Raw genomic sequence first — 14610 nt, 5'->3', positions numbered from 1 at the left:
GGTGTGCTGAGAGAGAAAATATGAAAAAGTATCTAGGGGTGATACTGGCGGCATTGGTACTGACTGGGTGCCCCAGCCGTCCGCCGGAGCCCACCGAACCGCCTGCGACTATTGAGCCGGTTGAACCTCAAGTGCCGACCACGCCAACGCCGCCGCCGGGGGAATCTGTACCGCAGCCGCCTAAAATCCAGACATTGAACTGGGAAGCCAGCATTAATCCGCTGGTGGCACAGATGTTGAAAGCCGATGGCGTCACGCCAGGCAGCATACTGTTGGTGGATAGCGTGAAAAACAACACCAATGGCTCACTGCCAATAGCGAAAGCGACAGGGGCGTTGTACAACGCGTTATCCTCCGGCAAGGCCTTTACGCTGGTGCCACGTGAGCAGCTAGCCGCTGCGAAACAAACGCTGGGTTTGTCGGTTGACGACAGCCTGGGGTCGCGCAGTAAGGCTATTGGTCTGGCACGTTATGTCAGCGCACAGTATGTGCTGTACAGCGACGTCAGTGGCGACGTGAAATCGCCGCAGATCGACATGCAACTGATGCTGGTGCAGACCGGTGAAATTGTGTGGTCAGGCAATGGCGCCGTTCAGCATTAAACAGGCGGGTATCCAGCAGCACCTGACTACGGCGATCCAGAAACATTTCCCAGCCGTGGAGATGGATGATATTCGCTTTGAACTGGTTGGTGGGTTAAGCAGTAAAAGTTGGCGTATCCGTGGGCCAGGCATTGAGTGGCTTGCGCGGCGACAGTCGCCAACTGAGCGAAAAATGGGCGTTAATCGCCAGCGAGAGTTCGCTTTGCTACGGCAGATGTCAGCGATAGGGCTTGCGCCACGGCCACTGCTGTGGCGCGATGGCTGGCTCATTGTTGAGTGGGTGCCGGGGCGTATTGCTACCTCTGATGAGTTCCTGATGATGCTGGCGAATGGCGAAGTAGCGCGTATATTGTCCCAGCTTCATCGTCTGCCGTGTAGCGGTCATCCTGTCGATCTCAAAACGTTATTTGCTCAACATTGGCAGTTGATAGACCCACGACGTCGTTCACCTGCGTTGTTGCGTGCCCACCATCATTTTCAGTGTACTGCGTTGCCCACACCGTTGGCTCTGGCTCCCCTTCATCTGGATGTGCATGCGGAGAATCTACTGATTACGCCGCAAGGCGCGATGCTCATTGACTGGGAATACGCCTCAGACGGCGATATCGCTTTTGAGCTGGCGTTCATTGTGCGAGCGAGCCAGATGGAAAGCGTGGCGCAAACGCGTTTTCTACAAAGCTATCAGCAGTATCGGCGAGGATTTTCCGTGAGCCGCCTTCAGCAACAGATGACGCAGTGGTTCCCCTGGGTCGATTATCTGGTATTGATGTGGTTTGAAATTCGCTGGCAGCAAACAAAGAACCCCGAATTTTTAGCAGAAATCCCCGCACTCTATCAGCGGCTACAGCTGGGCCATCGGCTATAGTCTGGTTGAAGGCGTGATGTTGTGGTAGTGACCATTTTACTCAGTTGTACTATCTAAAGAATGAGGTTTTTGTGGGTCCGGTAATGTTAGATGTCGCCAGCTATGAGCTGGATGCAGAAGATCGTGAAGTGTTGGAACATCCACTGGTTGGTGGCGTGATTCTGTTCACCCGTAATTTTCATGACGCGGCACAGTTACGTGAACTTGTACGCCAAATCCGCGCCGCATCGCGCGAACGTCTTGTCGTTTCTGTGGATCAGGAAGGAGGACGTGTTCAGCGTTTTCGTGATGGATTTACCCGTTTGCCTGCTGCACAGGCATTTGCTGCATTAAATAGCCTGTCGGACGCTCAGCGGTTGGCGGAAGAGGGCGGCTGGCTGATGGCGGCAGAAATGATTGCGATGGATATCGACATCAGTTTTGCACCGGTGCTGGATATTGGTCACCAGAGTGCGGCGATTGGCGAACGCTCGTTTCACGAACAGCCAGAAACGGCGTTAGCGGTGGCGCAGAGTTTTATTCGCGGCATGCACAGTGCGGGTATGAAGGTCACGGGGAAGCACTTCCCCGGTCATGGTGCGGTCAGCGCCGACTCACATAAAGAAACGCCGCGCGACCCGCGTCCGCTTGCGGAGATTCGCGCACACGATATGCGGATTTTTAAAGAACTGATCCAGCGCCAGCAACTGGATGCGATCATGCCTGCCCATGTGATTTACACTGAGGCCGATCCGCGTCCCGCCAGCGGCTCACCCTACTGGCTTAAAACAGTACTGCGTGAAGAGCTGGGTTTTGATGGCATCATTTTCTCCGACGATCTCTCGATGGAAGGTGCCGCCGTGATGGGGGGTTATCCCGAGCGGGCACAGGCAGCGTTGCAGGCAGGCTGTGACATGATTCTGGTTTGCAACCAGCGGGAAGGAGCCATCAGCGTGTTAGATAACCTGTCTCCGGTCAAAGCGGAGCAATTGACGCGCTTATATCATCAGGGTTCGTTTTCTCGTCGAGAACTGCTGGATTCGCCGCGCTGGAAGCAGGCCAATCAGACGCTCACTTCACTCAGCGAGCGCTGGCAGGCGCATAAAAATGGTGAGAAATAGGCAACCTAGTCAGTGGTGAGGATAAAAGATGATTATCTATTTACATGGTTTTGATTCGACCAGTCCTGGTAACCATGAAAAAGTCTTGCAGCTTCAGTTTATCGATGAAGATGTACGGCTGATTAGCTACAGCACGCTGCACCCGCGTCATGACATGCAACACTTGCTAAAGCAGGTGGATAAGATGATTCAACATTCTGATGACGAACGTCCGCTGATCTGTGGTGTGGGGTTGGGGGGGTTTTGGGCTGAACGGGTCGGATTTCTGTGTGATATACGACAAGTTATCGTCAATCCTAACCTTTTCCCGCAGGAAAACATGAGCGGGAAAATTGATCGGCCGGAAGAATATCTGGATATTGCCACGAAGTGTGTCGCTAATTTTCGTGAAAAGAACCGCGATCGCTGCATGGTCATGCTTTCCCGTCAGGATGAGATGCTCGACAGCCAACGCAGTGCACAAGCGCTGGAAGAATATTATGAGATCGTCTGGGACGATATCCAGACGCATAAATTCAAAAGTATCTCTCCCCATTTACAGCGGATAAAGGCCTTCAAAACGCTGGGCTGAGCCTGTGCTCCTGGTGCTCGTTAATCGCGACGGGCTTTCCTTCTGATGCCCTTGTTTATGGGGGATCAGAAGGAATGGTGCGGTTTATTTACTTTCCTTAATTCTTACAGACGTGCCTATGCGCACGATTCAGCATTTTTTCTTCACGCAGACTTCCGCTAATTCACTGAAATAAAAATGGATTTTTCTCGGTAAAAAACCGCACAGCAAAATAAATTGATATATATCAATTTTGGTATGACCAAATAACCTAGCGTGCTATTCTTGCAGCAGATATCAGGCTTAACTTACGCGAACCCTATGTTATATAAGGATATTATTTTTTACTCTTTATTAACGATTGGTTCACATTTTAGGGGGTCATTTTGACATCACCAACCAAAAAAATTGTCATTGTCGGCGGGGGAGCTGGCGGACTTGAACTTGCTACAAGTTTAGGCCACAAGTTAGGACGCAAGAAAAAAGCGGACATTACGCTGGTAGATCGTAACCATAGCCACCTGTGGAAACCCTTGCTGCATGAAGTGGCGACAGGCTCGCTGGACGACGATATGGATGCGCTGAGCTATCTGGCGCACGCTCGCAACCACCATTTCCAGTTCCAACTGGGCATGCTGACGGATATCGATCGTGAGCAGCAGCAGATTCAACTGGCCGAAGTGTGTGATGAGCAAGGTGATGTACTGGTTGCGGCGCGCCGCATCCCGTATGACATCCTGGTGGTGGCATTAGGCAGCGCCTCAAATGACTTTGGTACACCGGGCGTGAAAGATCACTGTATCTTCCTGGATAACCCAAAACAGGCTCGTCGCTTCCATAACGAAATGCTGAATTTGTTCCTGAAATTCACAGCAAATCAGGACGAAAAAGAGCGCGTAAATATTGCGATTGTGGGCGGCGGTGCAACGGGTGTCGAACTGTCTGCGGAATTGCATAACGCGGTGAAACAGCTGCACAGCTATGGTTTTGACGGACTGGATAACCAAACGCTGAATGTGACGCTGGTGGAAGCGGGTGAACGTATTTTGCCAGCGCTGCCGCCACGTATTTCAGCGGCAGCACATCAGGAACTGAACAACATTGGCGTCCGCGTACTGACGAAAACCATGGTAACCAGCGCGGACAGCGGCGGTCTGAATACGAAAGACGGTGAATTTATCGACGCCGATCTGATGGTTTGGGCGGCAGGGATCAAAGCGCCGGATGCAATGAAAGATATCGCGGGTCTGGAAACCAACCGGATCAATCAGCTTGTCGTTGAACCGACGTTGCAGACGACGCGCGATCCTAACATTTTCGCTATCGGCGACTGTGCATCCTGCCCGCAGGAAGGTGGCGGTTTTGTACCACCGCGCGCGCAGGCGGCTCATCAGATGGCATCACGCTGCCACAGCAACATCATCGCGCTGCTAAACGGACAAACGCTGAAACCTTACGTCTATAAAGACCACGGTTCGCTGGTTTCGTTGTCTAAATTCAGTACGGTGGGGAGTCTGATGGGGAACCTGATGCGGGGCTCTGTGATGGTAGAAGGGCGGATTGCGCGTTTTGTTTACATCTCCCTCTATCGTATGCACCAGGTTGCCCTGCATGGCTATATCAAAACGGGCTTGATGATGCTGGTTGGTGGTATCAACCGGGTGATACGCCCGCGCCTCAAATTGCATTAATGCATGTCACCACTGAAATTTTCTGATACGGGCGCGAACGCGATTTCGCGCCCGTATTCTTTTTATCATCTCCAGTTTTGACTCTTGGAAAATAGCGTCCTTCTGTTTGTCATGCCATTGAGCACCTACCTGAAATAACAGCATAAAATGTCGTCCTATTAGCAATTCCAGTTAAGATAATTCCCAAATGACGGTTTTATGTTACGAATCTGACACTTTTGGTGAGTTAGTCTTATTGCGAGAGTGTGAAACATTGTGCAGACTTTCCACTGTTTACAGATGGCGTAGCACGCACGCCGAAAATTCTGAATGTTGTTATTCAGGAGGAACCATCGGATTCATCGCGTTAAACGCGAGCTGACGTAAAACAAGATTACGGCAGGGTTGCAGATGGGGAATGCGTGAGAATAGATTCGGGAGGTATCCTGTGAACAAATCAATGTTAGCGGGTGTAGGTATTGGTGTGGCTGCGGCATTGGGTGTGGCGGCGGTGGCGAGTATGGACGTCTTTTCCTCTAAACCTCAGTATGCACAGGTGCTAACGGCAACACCGATTAAAGAAACGGTCAAAACGCCTCGCCAAGAGTGCCGCAATGTTAGCGTGACTCACCGCCGTCCGGTACAGGACGAAAACCAGATTGCTGGATCGGTACTGGGTGCTGTGGCGGGTGGCGTTTTGGGGCATCAGTTCGGTGGCGGACGCGGTAAAGATGTCGCGACGGTAGCGGGCGCGTTGGCAGGCGGTTACGCGGGTAACCGTGTACAAAGTGGCATGCAGGAAAATGATACGTACACGACACAGCAGCAGCGTTGTCAAACGGTGTACGACAAATCACAAAAAGTTTTAGGTTATGATGTCACCTATAAAATCGGCGACCAGCAGGGCAAAATCCGCATGGATCGCGATCCAGGTACACAAATTCCCGTGGACAGAAATGGTCAGTTAGTCCTGAATCAACAGAGCTGATTTACCCCAACGTCTACGTTTTTGCGCTGACACCCTCTCTAAAAACCGCGAGACACCTGAAGAAGGTGCTCGCGGTTTTTTACCTTATTCGATCTTGTTGCTTTCGATCCGCGTCATGCTCAGTGATAACAGCAAAGCGACCGCTGCGCATCCACCCGCTAACCAAAGCGTCGCGTTCAGGCCGGAGCTATCCACTATCTGACCCCCTACCCAGGACCCAAGCGCGATACCAACATTAAAAATCCCCACATACAGCGCGGAAGCAATCTCCACGGTGCGCGATGCGGCTTTCATCATCCACGTCATCAAACCAACGGATACACCGCCGTAGGCCACTCCCCAGACCAGCAGCGCCATGCTGCCACCTATAGGCGAAGATCCGATGGTGAGGAACAAGATTGGGGTCAATAGCAGCCCGAAGGCAATTGCCGTTAAAGTTAACGCTGTGCGCTGCGCCGCAATGATGCCTGCCAGAAAATTGCCAACGATGCCTGCAATACCATAGGCAAATAGCAATGCACTAATCCACTGCGTGTCGAATCCCGACAGCGAGAGCAGCAGCGGATGCACAAAGGTAAAGGCCATGAAGTGTCCTGCCACCAGTAATAGCGTCAGAATTAACCCGATTTGCAATTTACGGTTGGTCAGTTGCTCACCGAACTGGTGCATGGTGGTTGAGTGGGTAACGGGCAGCGTCGGAATCACCGCGAGATGAAGTATCAGCACCAGTCCACTAAACGCTGCCATGCAACCAAAGGCCCAGCGCCATCCGGCGATGTCTCCGATAAACGCACCGAATGGTACACCCAGTACCGATGCTGCGGCGACGCCGCCAAAGATAATGGATGTCGCCAGACCGATGGATAGTTCGGGAACGAGCCGTGCAGCCAGACCTCCGGCAATCGCCCAGATGCCACCCATACAGAAACCGACAAGCACGCGTGCAGCCAGCATCCAGCCGATGTTTGGTGCCAGCGCTGAGGCAATGTTGGCGATAACCAGCAACGCCAGTAGGCCACATAAAATCCTGCGTCTATCCATACCGCCGGATACGATCACCACGAGTGGAGCGAATAACGCGGCTAACAGCGCAGGGAGTGAAATCATCAGTCCCGCGATCCCGGTAGAAATCGTTAATGTAGCCGCGATTGGCGTTAGCAGGCCCACGGGGAGCATTTCCGTCGTGACAACAGAGAACGTCGCTAGACCGACGGCGACGACGGCCAGCCAGGGGTGCTGTGTAGCCGCGTTTATAGGGATAGATGAAGACGTATTCATGGTTCAATCCTTAACTTGGGAAAAAGGTTGGATGACGGTCAAGCGGCCTTGGGAAGGGAGACGGGATGTTCCCGAAAACGCAGGTATCCCCATAGCGCGACCAGCAGCACTAAAACGCCAGCGCACAGCGCAACGATGAATCCGGCTTGGGTACCGCCGTCATCAACAACGTGGCCTGATAATGCTGCGCCCAACGCCACACCGATGTTTAGCCCCGCCAGCAGCCAGGTCATGCCTTCGGTTAAGCGGTATTCCGGAACCAAACGTTCGACCAGCGACATCGCTACGATCATGGTGGGGGCGAAGAACAGCCCAGCAATCAGTACGGCCGCAGCAAGTGCAGGAAGACTGTTAACCAGCAACAGGGGGAGTGTGGTGATTGCCGTTGCCAAACCGCCTAGCAATAGCAGGTGATGCAGTGCGGTTCGTAGCTTTAGAGCACCGAACAGCAGGCCGGCCAGACAGGAACCGATCGCATAAGCTGACAAGATCAGACTGGCCGCTGCCGGTTGGCTACGCTGTTCGGCGAAGGCGACGCTGACGATATCCACAGTGCCAACGATGATGCCCATTGCGATCATCAACAGCGTCAGCAGGCGGATGTTTGTCTGCTTGAACACTGAGTTGGAACGATCGGTGCAGGTGTGCAGTAGCGCTATAGGTGGTTCAGAGCTGCGCTGTGTAACCAGTGCGAACACGCCAACAATCAGCAAGAGTGCCGCTGTCAATGGACCCGCCTGAGGGAACACGGCTACGGATAGCCCGATAGCCAGCGGAGGTCCGGCGATGAAAGTCGCTTCATCGAGTACCGTCTCCAACGAGTAAGCGGTTTGCAAACGAGGTTGCCCGCGATAGATGGCGGTCCAGCGTGCTCTTACCATCGCGGACATACTGGGCATGAAACCGGTCAGTAATGCACCGATGAATAAGGTCCAGTCAGGTGCTTGCCACCAGGAACTGGCGAGGAGAAGCAGCATGCCGATTGTGCTGATTAGCGTTGCCAGTGGCAGTACGCGAGTTTGTCCATGTCGATCCACCAGACGGGAGATCTGCGGTGACAGCAGGGCGTAGGTTAGTACAAAGGTGGCAGATACCGCTCCCGCCAGCGCATAGCTGCCGCGCAACTGCGACAGCATGGTGATAATGCCGATACCTGTCATGGGCAGCGGCACCCGCGCCAACAGGCCAGCTAGTGCGAAGCCTTTCGTGCCAGGCGCAGAGAAAAGCGCTCGATAAGGGTTAACCATCTCGTTCTCCAAAGTGAATTTGCTTGCCACCACAGCGCGGCACAGCGACAATACATACAGATCGTATGAATAAAAGCATATATTCATACGGAATGAATGTAAATAATCATACGATGTGTATGTAAGGATGTGTCGATGGTTCGTCGTACCCGTGCTGAAATGGAAGAAACACGCGCTACGCTGCTGGCGACCGCCCGTAAGGTCTTCAGCGAACGCGGCTATGCGGATACCTCAATGGACGATCTCACCGCGCAGGCGAGCCTGACCCGTGGGGCGCTTTATCATCATTTTGGTGACAAGAAAGGATTACTGGCGGCGGTGGTGGAGCAGATCGATGCTGAGATGGATGAGCGACTGCAAGCGATCTCCGATACCGCCGAAGATGATTGGGAGGGGTTCCGCTGCCGCTGCCGCGCCTATCTGGAAATGGCGCTGGAACCGGAAATCCAGCGTATCGTGTTGCGTGATGCGAGGGCTGCACTGGGTGGTGCATCGCCGGATTCACAACGGCATTGCGTTGAGTCGATGCAGCGGCTGATCGACAATCTCATACGCCAAGGCGTAGTGGCTGAAGCCGACCCACAGGCGCTGGCATCGTTGATCTACGGCAGTCTGGCCGAAGCGGCGTTTTGGATTGCGCAGGGAGAGGATGGTACTGCGCGGCTGGCACAAGGCGTTACCGCGCTGGAGTTGCTGCTGCGTGGGTTGTTGGTCAACCAAAAACCAATAATAAAATCATAGATTTACGGGACGCATGGCTGACGTCTCGTATTTGACTTAACGGCGAAAGACGACCTCTGCCCAGCGTGCCAGACCGGCGGTAACGGAGCCAAAATCGTTACCGCTGGCGATAGGAATATCAGGCAGTAACTGCTGAATAGCCTGACGTAACAGAGGAGATTTTGCGCTACCGCCAGTCAGATAGATCACTTCTGGTCGGGTCTGGCTGGTTTCTAACGCCAGCGTTACCTGTTGCTGAATACGCGTGAGCGGGTTATCGATTGCGGCGTTGAGTTCATCAGCATGAATGCGCGTTGCCAGACCTGATTCGATAAAGTGTAAATCGGCAGCTGTTTCCGATTGGTTGGAAAGTGCGATTTTGCTCTCTTCCGCCAGTTGAATCAGACGATAGCTCAGGCGCTGTTGCCACACGGTCAGCAATCTTTTCACTAATTCTGGCTGGCGAGCATCGCGGATCATTTCGTTGATTAACGCGCGGCTGGCGGTGCTATGGAACTCTTTTTGCGCGGGAATATCGTTAATTGCGACCGCATTCCACCATGTCATGATCGGCAAGGCGATGCCTTTTTCCGACTCGCTATTCATGCCGAGCAGCGGCATTAGCTGTTTGAATGCGAGCATGATGTCCAGATCGTTACCGCCAACGCGGCAGCCGCTGTGTCCTAACAGGCTTTGCGACCGTTCGTGTCGTTTGTGCCACTCTGGTCCCATCAGCAACATGGAGCAGTCGGTGGTGCCACCGCCGATATCCACGACCAGCACACGCGTTTCTTTCGTCAGTGTGGATTCGAAGTCCAGTCCGGCGGCGACAGGCTCAAACTGGAAGACGACGTCTTCAAACCCTGCACGGTGTGCGGCGCGATCTAAAATACCTTGCGCCTGCTGGTTGGCTTCTTCGCCCCCGATACTTTGAAAGTTAATCGGGCGACCGATGACGGCTTGACGAATAGGCTGATCAAGCTGGGTTTCTGCCTGCTTGCGGATATGCAGCATCATGGCGCAGACCAGATCCTCAAACAGCGCAATCTGCTGTGCTTTCAGCCCGACGGCACCGAGGAAGGATTTCGGCGATTTAACGAACCATGTCTCTTCCGGGTCATCCATGTAGTGCCGTAATGCCTCGCGCCCGAACTTCACGCTATCGGGCTGCACGCGAATATCTTCCTCGCGGTTGTAGCTAATCGCGCGTTGTAGCAGTAGCCCGTTCTCACCTTCTGCGTTGACCTGATGGTGCCGCCATAGCCACTCGCTCACCGCTTCACGCACGGGCGCACACAGCAGGGAAGAAAGATAAGGCGAGCCATTTTCCAGAGACAGGAGCCGTGGCGTCCCTTCATCCATAACCGCCACGGAACAGTTCGCCGTGCCGTAGTCAAAACCGATAAACATCGTCGTGCCCCATGCCATAAAAAAGGGTGGCGACTTTACTGCGTTCCGGCAGTGCTTGTAAAGGTGGATGTATTGGTTAATGATAATGTGTTGATATAGCAGTTAATAATGGAAAAAATACTAAGAAGGAACGGTGAATAAAATGAAAAAGGCAATACTTGTAACACTTCTGGCCATGGTGTCTTCGGCTCACGGTGCGAATAACACTAACGAATCCCCTGATGATCGACTCATTGCTTGTACGGCGTCAGCTCAAGCGATTTCTGAGAGTAAAGCCTGTTTCGAGACCGCTTATCAGGGATGGGAAGGAATCATGAATCAGCAGTACCAATTGCTGATGCGAGATAAATCGCAAACGGTTAAAGACTCGCTGAAAAAATCACAAGACGCCTGGGTTCAATACCGCGATGCCTATATCGAGGCAGCAGAAAATACGTATTGGGAATTCGAAGCGGTGGACGGGCAGAAAAAAGATGAGAAAGTAGAAGGAACTTGGCAAGTGTTAACCTACGACATGAAGGTGCGCATGGTTCGCGAAAGAGCCACCGAATTGTTACAGGTGCGAAGAAGTATTCTTGATTTTTAATTCATAAGACCGATGAACGTCGATATGGATTCATAAAATAACGGGAACCCGAAGGTTCCCGTTTATGTCGAAAGCAAGTCACGCTGCTAGCGTATGCTGCGCCATGTTCCCCAGCAGTGTACCGATGAATTCGATGCGCTGTGGGCGGTCGCTCAAATCCTTCATAAATTTCAGGCGAGTTGGACCATCCAGACGATAGGTGCCGGGATCGCGCTGCAACAGGCCGATAAGATGGGTAGGATCGACGCGGTTTTGCTCGCCGAACTCGATAAATCCGCCTTTTTCGTTCCCTTCAATACGGCGAATACCCAGCGCTTGCGCCTGCTGGCGCAGGGCAGCAACCTGCAACAGGTAACGGCTTGCATCGGGAAGCAGACCGAAGCGATCGATTAGCTCGACTTTCAGCTCATCCAGTTCGGTGGCGGTTTTCGCACTGGCAATACGTTTGTATAACGACAGGCGCGTATTGACGTCGGGGATGAAATCGTCAGGCAGTAGGGCGGGCAACCGTAGTTCGACGTCGGTCTGACTGTTGATCAAATCTTCCAGCGATGGCTCCCGGCCAGCTTTCAGAGCGTCGACCGCGCTTTCTAACAGTTCCATATACAGTGAGAAACCGACGCTGGTCATCTGTCCGCTCTGATCGTCTCCGAGCAGTTCACCCGCACCGCGAATCTCCAGATCGTGCGTTGCCAGCGCAAAGCCTGCGCCGAGGTCTTCCAATGAGGCGATCGCTTCCAGACGTTTCTGCGCGTCGGTGCTCATCGCTTTAGGGTTCGGCGTCAGCAGATAAGCGTAAGCCTGATGGTGGGAACGCCCCACGCGACCACGCAACTGGTGCAGCTGTGCCAAACCGAAGTGATCGGCACGTTCAATGATAATCGTGTTAGCGCTCGGTATGTCGATCCCGGTTTCGATGATGGTGGTACACACCAGCACATTAAAACGCTGGTGGTGGAAGTCGTTCATCACCCGTTCCAGCTCGCGTTCACGCATCTGGCCGTGGCCGATCGCAATGCGTGCTTCCGGCACCAGCTCTGCCAGTCGTTGGGCGGCTTTTTCGATATTTTCCACGTCGTTATACAGGTAGTACACTTGCCCGCCGCGCAGCGTTTCACGCAGGATGGCTTCGCGTACCACCAGATTGTCATATTCGCGCACGAACGTTTTTACCGCCAACCGACGGGCAGGGGGCGTGGCAATAATCGACAGGTCGCGCATGCCGCTCATCGCCATGTTGAGCGTTCGCGGAATCGGTGTTGCGGTCAGCGTCAGGATATCAACATCCGCACGCATCGCCTTGATGCGCTCTTTGTGGCGTACGCCGAAGCGGTGTTCTTCATCGACAATCAACAGCCCTAAATCGCGCCAGTGCACATCGCTCTGCAACAGCTTATGCGTGCCGATCAGAATATCGACTTTGCCTTCCTGCGTTTCTTCCAGCACTTGGGTTTGCTCACGCGCACTGCGGAAGCGGGAGATCATCTCAATCTTCACCGGCCAGTTAGCAAAGCGATCGCGGAAGTTATCAAAATGCTGCTGCGCCAACAGCGTTGTTGGCACCAGAACGGCCACCTGCTTATGGTTTTCGACCGCCAAAAATGCGGCACGCATCGCGACTTCGGTTTTACCAAAGCCGACATCGCCACACACCAGACGATCCATCGCCAGCGGTTGGCACATATCGCTCAGTACGGCGTTGATGGCCTGTGCCTGATCGGGTGTGGTTTCGAAAGGGAAACTTTCGCAGAACAGCTGGTACTGCGTTTTATCATGCTTAAAGGCAAAGCCGCTCTTCGCCGCGCGCTGGGCATAAATATCCAGCAGCTCGGCGGCGACATCGCGCACTCTTTCCGCCGCTTTTTGCCGCGCACGTGACCAGGCATCACCACCCAGCTTATGCAGTGGTGCATTCTCATCAGCACCGCCCGCGTAACGGCTGATCAAGTGCAGAGAAGAAACCGGAACGTACAGCTTGTCCTCGCTTGCATAGGTTAAGATCAGGTATTCGGCCTTAATACCGCCTGCTTCTAGCGTGGTCAGCCCAGCATAGCGGCCAACGCCGTGTTCGAGATGAACAACGGGCTGCCCCGGCCGCAGTTCCGCCAGGTTGCGGATCAGCGTATCGGTATTAATCGTGCGGCGACTATCCTGACGGCGGCGGCTAACGCGTTCACCCAATAGATCGCTTTCGCAGATTAAGGCGCGCTGGCGCAGCGTGTCGATAAATCCGTGCTCGCTGGCACCGATGATCAGATAGGCTCCACGATCCTGAGCCTGCTCCAGCGTATTGATGAGCTTAGGGTTCAGCTTGATACGTGCCAGAAGCTCTTGTAACGTCTCGCGCCGACCTTCGCTCTCAACAGAGAAAACGATCTGACCATCGAACTGTTCGATAAAACGACGCAGTGCATCCAGCGGTGATTTCTGCTGGTGTTGAATCGCGAGATCCGGCAGCGGTAGATAGGCCAGATTCACGTTGGCGGCTTTTTCTGGCAGCGTATCCGTTCTTAACTGCACGCGCGGCCATGCTTTCAGTTCGGTGAACAGACCATCGACGCGTAGCCAAAGTGAATCCGACGGTAAAAGGGGGCGCATCGGATCGACTCGGCGGCTTTCAAAACGCTGCTGAATATCCTGCCAGAAGCGCTCGGCGCTCTGTTCGATATTGCCTGTATTGACGATCAGCGTGTTGTTCGGGAAGTAGCTGAACAGCGACGGCAGTGGCTCACTAAAGAATAATGGCTGCCAGTATTCGATCCCGGCGGGCCAGACGCTCTTGCTAACCTGCTGGTAAATGTGCTCAGCATCGCGTCGTACTTCAAACTGTTCGCGCCACTGGCTGCGGAAAAGCTCGATTGCCGTTTTGTCGGTCGGGAATTCATGCGCGGGCAGCAGGTTAATGTGCGGTACTTCATTCAGCGTCCGCTGGGTATCGACATCAAACAGGCGCAGGCTGTCGATTTCATCGTCGAAGAAATCGATACGATAGGGTTCTTCACTCCCCATTGGGAAGAGATCCAACAATGCACCGCGCGTCGCATATTCACCGTGCTCCATGACCTGATCGACGCTGCGGTAGCCTGCCTGCTCCAACTGCGAACGCAGCTTATCACGCGAGAGACGCTGGCCTTTTTTCAACACCAGCGCATGGCCGTGCAGGAAACTGTGTGGGCAAACGCGCTGCATCAGCGTATTGACTGGCAGAATCAGAACGCCGCGCGTCATGTTGGGTAATTGATAGAGCGTGGAAAGGCGGGTCGAAATAATTTCCTGATGCGGAGAAAAACTATCGTAGGGCAGCGTTTCCCAGTCAGGCAACGTGGTGACGTGCTGGTCGGTAAATTGCTGAATTTCGTCACGCAATCGCAGGGCATTTTGCATATCAGGGGCGATAAGCACCACCAGTCCGGTGTGGCGTTCAACGATTTCTGCACATTCAACGGCGCAGGCAGCGCCAGTTAACTCGCCCAGCAGGCGCTGCTCACCCGCTTTGGGCGGCAGCGAATAACGGTAATTTTCAGGCATCATCTGATTATCGGGTCTCGCCTCCCTGCATCCGACCAAGAAAAAGCCGTAGAGTGAGGGTGTTAG

General features: G+C 53.6%; 12 protein-coding genes. 8 read left to right on the top strand and 4 right to left on the bottom strand.

All coding sequences use genetic code 11. From position 1 onward, the window contains the following. Positions 1 to 20: 20 nt before the first annotated feature. The 6 genes from lpoB to E2566_RS12800 all read left to right on the top strand — a co-directional run bounded on the left by lpoB (position 21) and on the right by E2566_RS12800 (position 5775). Positions 21 to 602 carry a penicillin-binding protein activator LpoB gene (gene lpoB / locus E2566_RS12825; protein ID WP_107167691.1) on the top strand — a complete coding sequence of 194 codons (582 nt, stop codon included), beginning with the start codon at positions 21 to 23 and terminating at the stop codon, positions 600 to 602. Next, positions 583 to 1467: a thiamine kinase gene (gene thiK / locus E2566_RS12820; protein WP_107167690.1), complete on the top strand. Its 885-nt coding sequence runs from the start codon at positions 583 to 585 to the stop codon at positions 1465 to 1467. The genes lpoB and thiK overlap by 20 nt, the downstream gene beginning before the upstream one ends. Before the next feature lie 71 nt (positions 1468 to 1538). Further along, positions 1539 to 2567, top strand: coding sequence for a beta-N-acetylhexosaminidase (gene nagZ, locus E2566_RS12815; RefSeq protein WP_107167689.1), 1029 nt, complete (start codon positions 1539 to 1541; stop codon positions 2565 to 2567). A 28-nt stretch (positions 2568 to 2595) separates the two neighbouring features. Next, a complete protein-coding gene (ycfP, locus tag E2566_RS12810) occupies positions 2596 to 3138 on the top strand; it encodes an alpha/beta hydrolase YcfP (protein ID WP_107167688.1) in 543 nt (180 codons plus the stop codon). Between the two features lie 365 nt (positions 3139 to 3503). Further along, positions 3504 to 4808, top strand: a complete 1305-nt coding sequence (locus tag E2566_RS12805; protein ID WP_107167687.1) for an NAD(P)/FAD-dependent oxidoreductase — start codon at positions 3504 to 3506, stop codon at positions 4806 to 4808. A gap of 427 nt (positions 4809 to 5235) precedes the next feature. After that, entirely contained in the window at positions 5236 to 5775 is a 540-nt protein-coding gene (locus tag E2566_RS12800; protein ID WP_107167686.1) for a glycine zipper 2TM domain-containing protein, read from the top strand. Positions 5776 to 5859: 84 nt separating this feature from the next. On the opposite strand, the gene E2566_RS12795 is transcribed toward E2566_RS12800, so the two are convergent. Further along, the gene (locus E2566_RS12795) at positions 5860 to 7053 is read right to left on the bottom strand and encodes an MFS transporter (RefSeq protein ID WP_107167685.1); all 1194 of its coding nucleotides are present in this window, start codon (positions 7051 to 7053) and stop codon (positions 5860 to 5862) included. A 38-nt stretch (positions 7054 to 7091) separates the two neighbouring features. Next, on the bottom strand, positions 7092 to 8300 hold the full coding sequence (locus tag E2566_RS12790) for an MFS transporter (RefSeq protein ID WP_107167684.1): 1209 nt from the start codon (positions 8298 to 8300) through the stop codon (positions 7092 to 7094). A gap of 135 nt (positions 8301 to 8435) precedes the next feature. On the opposite strand from E2566_RS12790, the gene E2566_RS12785 reads away from it, so the two are divergent. Next, the gene (locus tag E2566_RS12785) at positions 8436 to 9041 is read left to right on the top strand and encodes a TetR/AcrR family transcriptional regulator (protein ID WP_107167683.1); all 606 of its coding nucleotides are present in this window, start codon (positions 8436 to 8438) and stop codon (positions 9039 to 9041) included. A gap of 36 nt (positions 9042 to 9077) precedes the next feature. Here the strand turns inward: E2566_RS12785 and yegD are convergent, their stop codons facing one another. Further along, entirely contained in the window at positions 9078 to 10430 is a 1353-nt protein-coding gene (gene yegD / locus E2566_RS12780) for a molecular chaperone (protein ID WP_107167682.1), read from the bottom strand. A 142-nt stretch (positions 10431 to 10572) separates the two neighbouring features. Here yegD and E2566_RS12775 point away from each other — a divergent pair, with 142 nt between their 5' ends. After that, positions 10573 to 11016, top strand: a complete 444-nt coding sequence (locus E2566_RS12775; RefSeq protein WP_107167681.1) for a lysozyme inhibitor LprI family protein — start codon at positions 10573 to 10575, stop codon at positions 11014 to 11016. A 78-nt stretch (positions 11017 to 11094) separates the two neighbouring features. On the opposite strand, the gene mfd is transcribed toward E2566_RS12775, so the two are convergent. Continuing rightward, positions 11095 to 14547: a transcription-repair coupling factor gene (mfd, locus tag E2566_RS12770; protein WP_205942443.1), complete on the bottom strand. Its 3453-nt coding sequence runs from the start codon at positions 14545 to 14547 to the stop codon at positions 11095 to 11097. Positions 14548 to 14610 lie beyond the last annotated feature (63 nt).

This window comes from Pectobacterium punjabense (genome assembly GCF_012427845.1).
In the GTDB taxonomy this organism is placed as follows: Bacteria; Pseudomonadota; Gammaproteobacteria; order Enterobacterales; family Enterobacteriaceae; genus Pectobacterium; species Pectobacterium punjabense.
The sequence above is the reverse complement of the archived record's forward strand: the minus strand, read 5'-3'. Positions and strand labels throughout refer to the sequence as shown.